10 protein-coding genes are annotated in these 12,768 nt (G+C 74.3%); 5 read left to right on the plus strand and 5 right to left on the minus strand.

Features of this window, described 5'->3' with window-relative positions; all coding sequences use genetic code 11:
• Positions 1-13: 13 nt before the first annotated feature.
• Positions 14-1,534, minus strand: a complete 1,521-nt coding sequence (gene zwf, locus ACQEVZ_RS57270) for a glucose-6-phosphate dehydrogenase (RefSeq protein ID WP_344504737.1) — start codon at positions 1,532-1,534, stop codon at positions 14-16.
• Between the two features lie 298 nt (positions 1,535-1,832).
• On the opposite strand from zwf, the gene ACQEVZ_RS57275 reads away from it, so the two are divergent.
• Positions 1,833-2,291, plus strand: coding sequence for a hypothetical protein (locus ACQEVZ_RS57275; protein ID WP_433384825.1), 459 nt, complete (start codon positions 1,833-1,835; stop codon positions 2,289-2,291).
• A 47-nt stretch (positions 2,292-2,338) separates the two neighbouring features.
• On the opposite strand, the gene ACQEVZ_RS57280 is transcribed toward ACQEVZ_RS57275, so the two are convergent.
• From ACQEVZ_RS57280 to ACQEVZ_RS57290, 3 genes are all read right to left on the minus strand, one after another.
• Positions 2,339-3,235 carry an acyl-CoA desaturase gene (locus tag ACQEVZ_RS57280; protein ID WP_433386202.1) on the minus strand — a complete coding sequence of 299 codons (897 nt, stop codon included), beginning with the start codon at positions 3,233-3,235 and terminating at the stop codon, positions 2,339-2,341.
• 97 nt (positions 3,236-3,332) lie between these two features.
• Positions 3,333-4,679: an FAD-binding oxidoreductase gene (locus tag ACQEVZ_RS57285; RefSeq protein WP_433384828.1), complete on the minus strand. Its 1,347-nt coding sequence runs from the start codon at positions 4,677-4,679 to the stop codon at positions 3,333-3,335.
• A 58-nt stretch (positions 4,680-4,737) separates the two neighbouring features.
• Positions 4,738-8,469, minus strand: a complete 3,732-nt coding sequence (locus tag ACQEVZ_RS57290; protein WP_433384831.1) for a BTAD domain-containing putative transcriptional regulator — start codon at positions 8,467-8,469, stop codon at positions 4,738-4,740.
• Between the two features lie 125 nt (positions 8,470-8,594).
• Here ACQEVZ_RS57290 and ACQEVZ_RS57295 point away from each other — a divergent pair, with 125 nt between their 5' ends.
• From ACQEVZ_RS57295 to ACQEVZ_RS57310, 4 genes are all read left to right on the plus strand, one after another.
• A complete protein-coding gene (locus ACQEVZ_RS57295) occupies positions 8,595-8,963 on the plus strand; it encodes an Mth938-like domain-containing protein (RefSeq protein WP_433384834.1) in 369 nt (122 codons plus the stop codon).
• A gap of 43 nt (positions 8,964-9,006) precedes the next feature.
• Positions 9,007-9,504 carry a shikimate kinase gene (locus ACQEVZ_RS57300; protein ID WP_433384836.1) on the plus strand — a complete coding sequence of 166 codons (498 nt, stop codon included), beginning with the start codon at positions 9,007-9,009 and terminating at the stop codon, positions 9,502-9,504.
• Positions 9,505-9,879: 375 nt separating this feature from the next.
• Complete coding sequence (locus ACQEVZ_RS57305; RefSeq protein WP_344504726.1) at positions 9,880-10,968, plus strand: LLM class flavin-dependent oxidoreductase; 1,089 nt, start codon at positions 9,880-9,882, stop codon at positions 10,966-10,968.
• A complete protein-coding gene (locus ACQEVZ_RS57310; protein ID WP_344504725.1) occupies positions 10,965-11,591 on the plus strand; it encodes an FMN reductase in 627 nt (208 codons plus the stop codon). The genes ACQEVZ_RS57305 and ACQEVZ_RS57310 overlap by 4 nt, the downstream gene beginning before the upstream one ends.
• A gap of 107 nt (positions 11,592-11,698) precedes the next feature.
• Here ACQEVZ_RS57310 and ACQEVZ_RS57315 read toward each other — a convergent pair whose 3' ends face one another.
• A complete protein-coding gene (locus ACQEVZ_RS57315; RefSeq protein ID WP_433384841.1) occupies positions 11,699-12,760 on the minus strand; it encodes a hypothetical protein in 1,062 nt (353 codons plus the stop codon).
• Positions 12,761-12,768 lie beyond the last annotated feature (8 nt).

Raw genomic sequence — 12,768 nt, forward strand, 5'->3', positions numbered from 1 at the left:
CTATAGCCGAAGGCTAAGGGCGGGAGACAGTGTTGCGCCAGGCGCGCCCGCTGCGTTCGATGAGGCGGTTGGCTTCGGTGGGGCCCCAGGAGGCGGCCTCGTACGTCGGGATCGGGCCGGTGTCCTCGGCCCAGCGCTCCAGGATCGGGTCGACGATGCGCCAGCACTGCTCGACCTCGTCGGAGCGGATGAAGAGAGTCGTGTCGCCGATGAGGGCGTCGAGCAGGAGCCGCTCGTAGGCCTCCGGGGACTCCTCGCGGAAGGTCTTGTCGTAGGAGAAGTCCATGCTCGCCGAGCGGACGCGGAACGAGTGGCCCGGGACCTTCGCGCCGAAGCGCAGGGCGATGCCCTCGTCGGGCTGGATGCGCAGGATGAGGGCGTCGGGCTGGAGCTCGGTCAGCTGCCGGTTGGGGATCGGCAGGTGCGGCGGGCGCTGGAACTGCAGGGCGACCTCGGTGACCCGGCTCGGCAGGCGCTTGCCGGTGCGGACGTAGAACGGCACGCCGGCCCAGCGCCAGTTGTCGACGTCGAGGCGCAGCGCGGCGAAGGTCTCGGTGCGCGACAGCGGGTCGACGCCGGGCTCCTCACGGTAGCCGGCCATCAGCTCCTCGCGGGAGCCGCCGCGCGTGTACTGGCCGCGGACCGCGATGTCGTCGATGGCCCGCCCGCTGGGCAGGCGGATGGCCTGCAGGAGCTTCACCTTCTCGTTGCGGACCGCCTCGGCGCTGAACGACGCGGGCGGCTCCATCAGCGCGAGCGCGAGGACCTGCAGCACGTGGTTCTGCACGATGTCGCGCATCGCGCCGGCGTGCTCGTAGAAGCTGCCGCGGGTGCCGACGCCGAGCGTCTCCGCGACGGTGATCTGCACGTGGTCGACCCAGGTGCGGTCCCAGATCGGCTGGAAGATGGCGTTGGCGAAGCGCAGCGCGAGCACGTTCTGGACGGTGTCCTTGCCCAGGTAGTGGTCGATGCGGAAGACCTGCGACTCGTCGAACGCGGCGTGCACCGTGGTGTCGAGCTGCTTCGCGCTGGCCTCGTTGTGCCCGTACGGCTTCTCGATGACCAGCCGGGCGAACGACCCTTCGCGGGCGCGGTGCAGGCCGGCGCCGGCGAGGCCGTTGATGACGAGCGGGAACGCCTCGGCGGGCGTCGACAGGTAGAAGATCCGGTTGCCGGCGGTGCCCCGGTCGCGGTCGAGGTCGTCGAGCACGGTGGCGAGCCGCTTGTAGGTCTCCGGGTCGTCGTAGCCGCCGGCGATGTACCGCACGGCGCCGTTGAGCTGCGGCATGCCGGACAGGCCGCGGTCGCCGAGGACGGCGTGGATGAACTGGTCGTCGTCCATCGGCGTCCGGGCGACGCCGACCACGGCGAACTGCTCGGTGAGCCGGTTGTGCCTGGCGAGGCTCTCGATCGCGGGGATCAGCTTGCGCCGGGTGAGGTCACCCGAGGCGCCGAAGATGACGACGGTCGCCGGTGGGGCGTGCCGGTCGTCGGACTCCTGCGGGATGGTGACGTGCTCACTGTCGCTCAGCATGGATGCGCGCCTCTCCTCGGACTGCCGCCGTGACATTACGAGTCAACCGCCGCGCACAGCAACGATTCCAGAACGTGACCGGCGTCTCGCGAATCCCACCCTACGGCCCTACAAGCGTTTGCATGACCCTCGATCGCTGCCGGGCGTCCCATCCACCGGGACGCAGGACCCTCATCGAACACAGGAACAACACTGGGCACCACCCAGGCGGTCGGCTGGTTACGGGCCGCTCCGGCGGGTACCTTTAGGTAGTCAAGAGCATTCGGAGAGTAATCGTGTCGCAGGACGGGGATGCGCGATGTCGATCACACCGGTAGCAGCCACCACCACCGGTCTCACCGCGACCCAGGTGCAACAGAACCGCCAGATCGATCTGGTCGACCAACAGCGCCTGGACGACCAGCGGACCCAGGACCGGGCGCAGGAGCAGCGGCTGCAGGACCAGCACCTGGAGGACCAGCGCAGGATCGACGACCAGCAGGCGGTGCGCCAGGATCTGGTGCGCCAGGACCAGCGCCGCGCCGACGACCTCCAGCAGGCCCGCGACGACCAGTACCGGATCGAGCAGCAGCGGCTGCAGGACGACCGCCGGCTCGAGGACCAGCAGCGGATCCAGGACCAGCTGCGGCTGGAGGACCAGCTGCGGCAGCGGGCGGAGGACGCCCGGCTGCAGTTCGAGCGGACCAACGACGCCTCGCAGCGCCTGACGACCCAGACCAACGGCATGTTCAACGGCCGGGTCGACGTCTACCTCTAGAGACGTCCACCTGTACAGACGCCCAACTGTGACCAGGTAGCCGGCGGCTACCTGGTGACGGCGAGGCGGGCCAGGCGCTCCACGGAGGGCCAGCGCACGTCCCACGCCCATCCGGCCCGCTCGAAGAGCCGGATCAGCGCCGCCGACACGTCGATCTGACCGGGCAGCACGCCGTGCTGCGCGCTGGTCGGGTCGGCGTGGTGCAGGTTGTGCCACGACTCGCCCATGCTGAGGATCGCGAGCGGCCAGAAGTTCGCCGACCGGTCCCGCGCCGCGAACGGCCGCTCGCCGATCATGTGGCAGACCGAGTTCACCGACCAGGTGACGTGGTGCAGCGCCGTGACGCGCACCAGGCCCGCCCAGAAGAACGCGGTCGCCGCGCCCCACCAGGTCCAGGTGGCCAGGCCGCCGATGACCGCCGGCAGGATCAGCGTGAGGATCGTCAGCGGGCCGAAGAGCCGGTGCACGAGCCGGATGTCGCGGTCGGCGAGCAGGTCGGGCGCGAAGCGCTGCTGGTTGGTGAGGCCGCGGTCGAGGACCCAGCCGAGGTGCGCGTGCCAGAAGCCGCGCACGAGCGCCGCCGGCCCGGTGCCGAAGAGCCACGGCGAGTGCGGGTCGCCTTCCTTGTCCGCGAACGCGTGGTGCCGGCGGTGGTCGGCGACCCAGTGCAGGATCGGCCCCTGCACCGCCATGCTGCCGGTGACGGCCAGGGTGATCCGCAGCCACCGGCGGGCCTTGAACGCGCCGTGGGTGAAGTACCGGTGGAACCCGACCGTCGCCCCGAGGCACGTCACGGTGTAGAAGGTCACCGCGAGCGCGACGTCGAGCCAGGTGAGCCCCCAGCCCCAGGCGAACGGGACGGCGGCGACGAGCGCCAGGAACGGCACCGTCACGAACGCGTACACCGCCACCTGCGCGGGCAGCGGGCGCCTTGCGGCCAGCATCGGAAGTGCCACGCCCGCCACGCTAGGCGGCCACGGTGACGGGCACGCCGCGCGAAGGATGCCAATCGACGACCGCCAGAATGCCGGTCGGCGACGGTCAGATGGCGTGGTTGGCGACGAACAGCCCGGACGGGTCCACGGCCGCCCTGATCGACCGCAGTCGGTCCCACGCGGCCGGTGGGTAGGCGGATGCGACCGAGGTCGGCCCCTCGACGAAGTTCAGCAGCTGCGCGCCGGTCGACCACGGCGCCATCGCCGACACGACCCGTGCGGCGTCCCGCACGGCCGCCGCGCCGATCGCCGGCGTGGCCGCGATCCCGGCCGTGTACAGCGCGAACGACCCGTCCAGCGACTGCAGCGCGCCGGCGCCCGGGGCGGGCCGCCCCAGCGCGCCGCCGAGGTGGCGCAGCTCGGCGGCGACGAGCAGGGACGTGCCGGAGTCCGGGCCGGCGACCGCCAGCAGCGCGTCGGCGGCGGCGGGCGGCAGGTCGCCGAGCAGCGCCGACCTCGACACCGTCGGTGTCGGGCCCTCCGGGTCCAGGTGCAGCCGGATCAGCGACGCGGCCGGCGCGTCGTCGAACGTGTCCAGGAACGGCCGCAACGCCCGCAGCGGGGCGACCGTGGAAGGGCCGGCGGCGCCGAGCACGGCCCCGTCGATCACGATCAGCTGGCGGCCCCGCAGGGCCGGCGGGAGCTGCGGCATCGGCGGGACCCGCAGCAGCCGCAGCGCCGTCGTCGCCTCGTCGGGCGCGGTCGCGGCCCAGTCGAGCCACGCCGGCAGCACCCGCGCGGCCTCGCGCCAGTCCCAGGCGAGCAGCCCCGCGTACGCGGTCCGGACCGGGAACAGGTCGAACTCGACGGCGGTGACCGCGCCGAAGTTGCCGCCGCCGCCGCGCAGCGCCCAGAACAGGTCCACCTCGGTGGTGGCGTCGGCCCGCACCAGGGTGCCGTCGGCCGTGACCAGCTCGGCGGCGGTGACCGCGTTCGCCTGCAGGCCGAGCGCGCGGGCGTACCAGCCGAGGCCGCCGCCGAGGGTGTAGCCGGCGACACCCACGTCGGGCGACGAGCCGTGCAGCGCGGCGAGCCCGTGCGGCGCGGCCTGCTCGACCACGTCGATCCACAGCGCGCCGGCCTCGGCCCGGGCGGTGCGGCCGGTGATGGTGACGCCCGTCATCGCGGACGTGCGCAGCAGGACCACGTCGTCGAGCGGGCCGAGGGCCGCCGCGCTGTGGCCGGTGCTCTGCACCGCGACCCGCAGCCCGGCGGCGGCCGAGGCGCGGACCACCGAGGCGACCTCGTCGGCGTCGGCCGGGAACGCGACGGCGGCGGGCCGCTGGTCGACCGTGACGTTCCACGGGGTCCGCGCCGTGTCGTACCCCGGGTCGCCCGGGAGGTGCACCGCGCCGCCGCACAGGCCGCGCAGTGAGTTCGCAACAGTGGTCATGGCGTACACCCTGCGGCCGCGCCCTTGGAGCGAACTTGCGGCAGACCTGAGACCTGCGTCAGACGTGCGCGCGCAGCTCCGCGAGGGTCGTGACGCCCAGCTTGCGGCGGATCGCGGCGAGCGTGTCGCTGACGGTGTGCGGGGTCAGGAACAGCGCCTGCGCGATGTCACGGTCGTCGGCGCCGCCGACGGCGAGGGACGCGATGCGCCGCTCGCCGGTCGTCAGCGTCACGGACGGCTCCGCGGGCACGGTCTCGCCGAGGCCGGTGAGCGCGGCGGCGACGACGGCGCGCAGCGGGGCGGCGCCGCACTCCTCGGCGAGGCCGAGCGCCGCGCGCAGCGTCGCCGGGTCGCGGTCGAGCTCGCCGAGCGCGAACAGCGCCCGCGCGTGCTCGAGGCGCGCGTGCGTGCCGGCGAGCAGCTCGACGGCGGCCACGAGCTCCGCCCGGTCGCCCCGCAGTGCCCCGACGGCCCGCAGCGACCGCCCGACGCCCTGCGGCGCCCCCCACCGCCGCATGCCCGCCAGATCCGCCGACACCAGCGAAAGCGCCTCGGACGAGCGCCCGAGCGCGGCCAGCGCGGTGGCCCGCAGCGACCGCTCCTCGTACCACAGCGGGTTGCCGGCCGCCCCCACGTCGAGCAGCGCGAGCGCCGGCTCGAACGCCCCCTCGGCGATCAGCAGGGCCGCCTCGGCCTGCCGGAACAGCCGGATCCCGTCGCCGACCCGCGGCCGGCCGCGGTGCCCGTCGACGAACGCGCGGGCCTCGGCCAGCTCACCCCGGTCGACGAGGGCCCGGACCAGGCACGCCTCGCCGTAGGAGATGCCGAGCGCGGGCGCGCCGCCCCAGCGCAGGCTCTGCTCGTTGGCCGCGATCAGCGAGGTGCAGGCCTCGGGCAGGTCGCCGCGCAGCCACTCCCGCCACCCGCGCCACAGGTGCGCGGCCAGCACGGTGAACAGCGACCCGCGGGTGTGCCCGAGCGTCAGCGCGTCGTCCCAGAGGGTGCCGGGATCCTGGTCGGCGCCTTCCAGCACGACACCCGCGATGACCCAGAAGAGCCCCGGGTCGCCGCGCATGAGGATGCCGTCGGCGAGCGCGAACCGGGCCAGCCGCACCGCCTCGTCCAGGTCCACCCCGCGGGCCATCAGCTCCCAGGCGCGGCACGCGGCGAGCATCCGCGCCCCGAGCCCGTCGCCGGAGATCACCGGCACCTCGGCGGGGAACGAGTCCGGGGCACCGCTGTACATGTATGCGGCGATGCGTTCCAGGGCCTGCATCCCCTGCCGCTCGTCGACGAACCCGGCCGCGAGGCGCGCCGACGCCCGCCGCGCGAACTCCGGCGCGTTCCCCTCGGGCCCGGCGAAGATCAGCGTGTGGATGAGCATCCGTGCCACCGCGGCGAACGTGACCGGGTCGGTGATCGGGTCGTCGTACGCGGCCCGCAGGTGCGCGATCGCCGCCGGACCGTCGTTGAGGGTCTCCACCTGCCCGAGGGCGAGCAGCACCGCCGGCCGCTGCGGCGGCGCGGGCGGCTCGGCCAGGGCCCGCCGCAGGTAGGTCGCGGCGCCCTCCGGCGCGCCCCGGTGCAGCGCCGTGTCGGCCGCGGCCCGCAGCACGTCGACGACCCACTGGTCGGCGCGCTCCGGGATCTGCAGCAGGTGCGCGGCGACCTGCTCCGGCGCCGCGGACAGCCCGCTGAGCACGCGGGCGGCCCGCTCGTGGTGCAGCTGCCGCTCACCGGGCGGCAGGTCCTGGTAGACGGCGTCGCGGACGAGCGGGTGCACGAACCCGACCGGGTACTCGTGCCGCACCACCTCGGCCCGCGCGAGCGCCGCGACGGCGGCCGCGGCGGTGGGCTCGTCGACGCCCGCGAGCGCGGCGATCGTGGGCAGGCCCGCCCCGTCGCCGAGGACCGCGATGGCCCGGGCGACGGCGGTGCTCGCCGCCGGCATCCGCCGCAGCCGGATGAGCACCATGCTGGACACCGCCCGCGAGCCGATGGCCGTCACCGTGCCGGCGTGCGCGTCGGTGGGGCGCACGCCGTTGGCCTCCAGGGCCCGCAGCAGCTGGCGCAGCAGCAGCGGGTTGCCGGACGTGGTGCGGTGGCACGCGTCGACGAACCGCGGCTCGGCGCCGTCGCCCAGCCGCTGCCGCACGAGGTCCGCGACGCCGGCGGCGCTCAGCGGGCCGGGCCGCACCGGCGCGGCCGCCGGGTCCAGCTGCAGCTCGGCGAGCAGCGCCTCGTCGTCGTACTGTTCCCCGGTCCGCAGCGTCGCGACGAGCAGCACGGGCAGCCCGTCGAGGCGGCGCACCAGGTACGCGAGGAACCGCAGCGAACCGGTGTCGCACCACTGCAGGTCGTCGACGACGATGGTGACGGGCCTGGTCGCGGCGACGTTCGCGGTCAGCCAGTAGAGCCCGTGCAGCGCCGCGAACGTGTGGTCGCCGCGCTCGCCGTCCACCGCGAGGTCGAAGACGGACGCGGCGCTCGCGGCGGCGCCCGCCAGGAGCCGTTCCCGCTCGGCCGGGTCGGTGAGCAGCGCCTCGAACAGCTGCCGCACGACGCCGAAGCCGAACTCCTTCTCCAGCTGGCTGCCGCGCGCCGTCAGCGTGAGCGCCCCGTGCCCGTCGGCGATCCTGCGCGCCTCCGTGAGCAGCCGGCTCTTGCCGATCCCGGCCGGGCCCTCGATCATCGCCAGCCGCGGCACCCCACCGAAAGCGTCGGCCGCCGCCATCCGCAGCTCGGCCACCTCCGCGTCCCGGTCGACAAGGTGCTCGTCCGGCGTTTTCCGCGTCTGTACCGCCACCGGGTCGACCTTCGGCGCTCCGCCGGCCGGACCGGTGGCCGCCGCGTGCACATCGGACCGATGCGCCGGCGCGCCCTCGCCCGCCGTTTCCCCTGCCACGGGATCGCTCGCGGCGCCCGCCCCTGCCGGCGCGCCTCGTTCCACCGGCGTGCCCTGGCTTGCCGGAGCGCTCCGGCTTGCCGGCCTGGTCGGCGCGGCCGGGGCGTCGAGGGACTCCGACTGGGCGAGCACCTCGGCCTCCAGCGCGCGCAGCGCCGGCCCGGGGTCGACGCCGAGCTGCTCCGACAGGGTCTGCCTGGCCCTGCGGAGCGCGGCGAGCGCATCGCCCTGCCGGTGCGCGCGGTACAGCGCGAGGACCAGCAACCGCCAGCGCTGCTCCCGCAGCGGCTCCTCCGCGACGAGCGCCTCCAGCTCGGGCACCAGCAGCGCGCTGTCGCCCAGCGCCAGCCGCGCCGCGAGCAGCTGCTCCCGCGCCACCTCGCGCAGCTGGCGCAGCCGCGCCGCTTCCGCCTGCGCCCAGGTCTCGTCCGCGTACTCCGCGTAGGCCGGCCCGTGCCACAGCCGCAGTGCCGCCTCGAGCAGGTCCCGCTGCGCGGCCGGGTCCGCGGTGCCGAGTGCCTCGGTGACACCCCGGTCGAAGCGCCACGCGTCGACCGCCCCGGCGTCCAGGGTCAGCGCATAGCCGGGCGGCCGCGACACGATCACGTTCCCGCGCGCCCGGGCCGTCGCACCGGGCTCCAGCCGACGGCGCAGGTGCGACACGTACGCCTGCAGCGCCCCGGCCGCGTTCGCCGGCGGCTGCCCGCTCCAGACGCAGTCGATGAGCCGGTCGGTGGGCACGATGTCGCCCCGGTTGACCACCAGCACCGCGAGCACCGCCCGCTGCCGCCGCCCCCCGAGGTCCACGACCTCCCCGTCGACCGTCGCGGTCATGTCTCCGAGCACACTGACCCACAGCCTGCCGGACAGCGGCGTGACCTGCACCGACCCTCCCCTGCCCGCACCCGAGCCGAGCGATCAACGTACCGCGCTCCGCCCGGACACATCCTCAGCCGTCTGGCGTGCTTTCGAGGCTGGTCGTTGCAGCACTGGATCGGGAGGTTTCCGTCATGCAGGCACGTTCGCCGCGGATCGTGGATGTGAGCTGGGGCAGGATCAAGGCGGAGGAGGTCGGCGTGGTGAAGGACCTCAAGGTCTGGCCGGGTGGCGGCCGGGCCTGGGACTGGGGCGAGACGGGCACCCGGCACTCCCCCGGCGTCCAGGTCGCCGACGTCGAGGAGCTCCTGGAGCACGGCGCGACGGTGGTCGTGCTGTCGCTCGGCATGGACGAGCAGCTCGGCGTCCCCGACGCGACGGTCGACGCCCTCGAGGCGCGCGGCATCGAGGTACATGTGGCGGAGACCCGGGAAGCCATCGACGTGTATAACAGTCTGGTGGGGTCGGCGGCGGTCGGCGGGTTGTTCCACAGCACGTGTTGAGCCGGGAGCGAATCGGGGGCAGCGGGTGCGGCGGGTGTCGGTGGTGGGCAACTCCGGATCGGGCAAGTCGACGCTCGGCAAGGCGCTCGCGACGCGCCTCGGGGTGCCGTTCGTCGAGCTCGACGCGATCCACCACCTCCCCGGCTGGCAGCCGATCGACGTCACCGCGTTCCGCAAGCGGGTCGGCGAGCTCGCCGACGGCGACGGCTGGGTCATCGACGGCAACTACAGCGCCGTCCGCGACCTCGTCTGGGCCCGCGCCGACACCGTCATCTGGTTCGACCTGCCCCGCCGCACCGTGATGCGCCAGGTCCTGTGGCGCACCCTCCGCCGCGGCGTCACCCGCCAGGTGCTCTGGAACGGCAACCGCGAGCACCTCGGCAACCTCTTCCGCCTCGACCCCCAGAAATCCCTCCTGCGCTGGTGCTGGACCCGCCACCACGTCTACCGCGACCGCTACACCCGGGCCGCCACCGAACGCAGGGACCTCGTCTTCATCCGCATCGCCGCCCACCAGGACGCCGCCCACCTCCTGGCCTAGGCCCCGCCAGCTCAGGGGGTCGCCGGTACGGTGCTGGCGTCCGGGACGCAGCTGACCGCGTTCGCCGGGCCGGCCAGTACGTTGCCGTCCGACGGGCGGCGGCCGTACTCGGCGCAGGGCGGCGCGACGCACGTGTGGGACCCGGTCACCGGCCACCGCACGGCCACGATCGCCGGGTTCGCGCCGACCTGCCTGCACCGGGCACCGGGGAGCTGGCGGGGATCGCCGACGGGGTGCTGCTGCGGTGGCGTACGGGACGGTGAGGCGTGCGTTACATCGCGGGGCGGCGGGGCGTGCGATAGTTCACCGGCGGAATGTTTGACTCGGCAGCTATGTTCTACTGCGCGTCAGACCCAGGAGCTTGGAGCGTGCGAGATGCAGTTCGGAGTGTTCACCGTCGGTGACGTCACCCAGGACCCGACGACCGGCCGGGTGCCGACGGACGCGGAGCGGGTCAAGGCGATGGTGACGATCGCGCTCAAGGCGGAGGAGGTCGGGCTGGACGTGTTCGCGCTCGGCGAGCACCACAACCCGCCGTTCGTGCCGTCGTCGCCGACCACGATGCTGGGGTGGATCGCGGCGAAGACCAGCACGCTGCAGCTGTCGACCGCGACCACGCTGATCACGACCAACGACCCGGTCAAGATCGCCGAGGACTACGCGATGCTGCAGCACCTGGCGGACGGCCGGGTGGACCTCATGATGGGGCGCGGCAACACCGGGCCGGTGTACCCGTGGTTCGGGCAGGACATCCGCAACGGGATCGCCCTCGCGGTGGAGAACTACGCGCTGCTGCGCCGGCTGTGGCGCGAGGACGTGGTGGACTGGGAGGGCAAGTTCCGCACCCCGCTGCAGGGCTTCACGGCGACCCCGCGCCCGCTCGACGGCGTGCCGCCCTTCGTGTGGCACGGGTCGATCCGCAGCCCCGAGATCGCCGAGCAGGCCGCGTACTACGGCGACGGCTTCTTCGCCAACCACATCTTCTGGCCCAAGGAGCACACCGCTCGCATGGTGGGGTTGTACCGGCAGCGCTTCGAGCACTACGGGCACGGCTCCGCCGACCAGGCCATCGTCGGCCTCGGCGGGCAGGTGTTCATGCGGAAGAACTCGCAGGACGCCAAGCGGGAGTTCCGGCCGTACTTCGACAACGCCCCCGTCTACGGGCACGGGCCGTCGATGGAGGACTTCACCGCGCAGACCCCGCTGACCGTGGGCAGCCCGCAGGAGGTCATCGACCGGACGCTGTCGTTCCGCGAGTACGTGGGCGACTACCAGCGCCAGCTGTTCCTCCTGGACCACGCGGGCCTGCCGCTGAAGACCGTCCTGGAGCAGCTCGACATCCTCGGCGAGGAGGTCGTGCCGGTGCTGCGCAAGGAGTTCGCGGTCGGCCGGCCCGCGCACGTGCCGGACGCCCCGACCCACGCCGCCCTGAAGGCGCGGCAGACCGAGAAGGTGGACGCGTGAAGCGCCTCGTGGTGATCTCCGCCGGGCTGAGCCAGCCGTCGTCGACCCGCCTGCTCGCGGACCGGCTCGCCGCCGCGACCGTCCGCGAGCTGGGGGTGGACACCGACGTGCGGGTGGTGGAGCTGCGCGACCACGCGCACGCGATCACCGACCACCTGCTGACCGGCTTCCCGGCGCCCGCGCTCAAGGACGTCCTCGACGCGGTCGCGGCCGCCGACGGCGTGATCGCCGTGTCGCCGATCTTCAACGCCTCGTACAGCGGCCTGTTCAAGTCGTTCTTCGACGTGCTCGGTGACGACGTGCTCGCCGACAAGCCGGTCCTGCTCGGCGCGACCGGCGGCACCGCCCGGCACTCGCTCGCCCTGGAGCACGCGCTGCGCCCCATGTTCACCTACCTGCACGCGGTCGTGGCGCCGACCTCGGTCTTCGCCGCGACGGAGGACTGGGCCGGCGGCGGCGACGCGACGCTGCACCGGCGCATCGACCGGGCCGGCCGCGAGCTGGCCGAGCTCGCCGGCCGGCGCGAGTCGCCGGTGGTCGCCGACCCGTTCGCCCTGACCACCTCGTTCGACGCGCTGCTGTCGGGCCAGGGCCGCGCGGTCACCGACGACCTGCGGCGCTGACCCCGGCCCCGGGCGAAGGCCAAGGCCAGGGCCCGCGCGGTCACCGAGACCCGCCCGGGCGGGTGCAAGGGCCAGGGCCAGGACCGCGCGGTCGACGGTCTGCGGCGCTAGCCCTTGGCCTTGCCCCGGCGCCGGGCGGTCCGGCGCCGGGCGGCGGCGGCCGGCTTGGCCTTCTTCGCCTTGCGCCGCGGGACGGTGGCCTGCCAGCGGCGCTGGCGGAGGATCTTCTCGAACCGCTCGACGAGCCGCTCGCGCTCCTTCTTCGTGCAGCCGAGGTCCTCCGGCTCGAGGTGGGCGATCCGGTCGGCGATGACGGCGGCGGTGGCGTAACGGGTCCAGGTGGGCTTGCGCCGGGCGAGGTGGCGGGCGTAGGCGGCCAGCACGAACCGCGCCGGCGGGTAGTCGGCGAGCGTCATGCCCTGGCCGGACCCGTCGGCCATCGCCCGCAGCAGCGCGCCGGCGTGGTCGAGCAGGGCGTCGTCCACCTCGTCGGCGATGATCGCGGCGTGCAGGTGCGCGGCGGTCGCGACGGCGCCGGCCGTCACCGCGTCGAGGTCGTCGCCGGCGCACGCGTGGCGCAGCAGCCAGTCGCGCACCTCGGGCAGGACGGCGACGGTGCACAGGGCCTCGACGGCGTGGACCCGGCCCCAGCCCGAGGTGCGGGCGGCCAGCCACAGCAGCGCCTCGATGCCGGCGGGGCCGCGGTGGCGCAGCGACTCGGCGGCGAGCTCGCCGAACTCCGCGGACAGCAGCCCGATCGTGCGGATCAGCTCGATGTCCTTGTCCGAGGTGGTCGCCTCGGTGCCGAGCAGCGCCAGGCCGACGGCCACCTCGCGCCGGTCGACGCCGAAGCGCACCAGCCACCGGCCGGTCCGGCGGACGCGCTTGCGCCCGGCCCGCAGCGCCGCGGCGGCGACGTGTTCGTTGTCGGCGGTCGGGACGTACACCTCGTCGAACGCCCCGACGAGCGCCCTGGGCGCCGCGGCCGGCGAGGCGAAGTGCGCGTCGAGGATCGCGGCGACGTCCGCGCCGACCCGCCGCGCGTCGCGGCCGATGCCGGTGCGGGGGCGCTGGTCGTCGGGGAACGGCTCGCCGCCTGCGGGCAGCGGGTCGTCCTTGCCCTGGCGGTGCAACAGGACCGCGTGGTCGTGGAGCCGTTCACGGATCATGCCCGCAG

Source organism: Dactylosporangium sp. CA-152071, assembly GCF_050936335.1.
In the GTDB taxonomy this organism is placed as follows: Bacteria; Actinomycetota; Actinomycetes; order Mycobacteriales; family Micromonosporaceae; genus Dactylosporangium; species Dactylosporangium maewongense.

Bases quoted from the DNA above. Each gene is read 5' to 3' on its own strand.
- ACQEVZ_RS57305 (WP_344504726.1), top strand. From the start codon at position 9,880: ATGCAGTTCGGAGTGTTCACCGTCGGTGACGTCACCCAGGACCCGACG.
- ACQEVZ_RS57280 (WP_433386202.1), bottom strand. From the start codon at position 3,235: ATGCTGGCCGCAAGGCGCCCGCTGCCCGCGCAGGTGGCGGTGTACGCG.
- zwf (WP_344504737.1), bottom strand. From the start codon at position 1,534: ATGCTGAGCGACAGTGAGCACGTCACCATCCCGCAGGAGTCCGACGAC.
- ACQEVZ_RS57295 (WP_433384834.1), top strand. From the start codon at position 8,595: ATGCAGGCACGTTCGCCGCGGATCGTGGATGTGAGCTGGGGCAGGATC.
- ACQEVZ_RS57285 (WP_433384828.1), bottom strand. From the start codon at position 4,679: ATGACCACTGTTGCGAACTCACTGCGCGGCCTGTGCGGCGGCGCGGTG.
- ACQEVZ_RS57315 (WP_433384841.1), bottom strand. From the start codon at position 12,760: ATGATCCGTGAACGGCTCCACGACCACGCGGTCCTGTTGCACCGCCAG.
- ACQEVZ_RS57275 (WP_433384825.1), top strand. From the start codon at position 1,833: ATGTCGATCACACCGGTAGCAGCCACCACCACCGGTCTCACCGCGACC.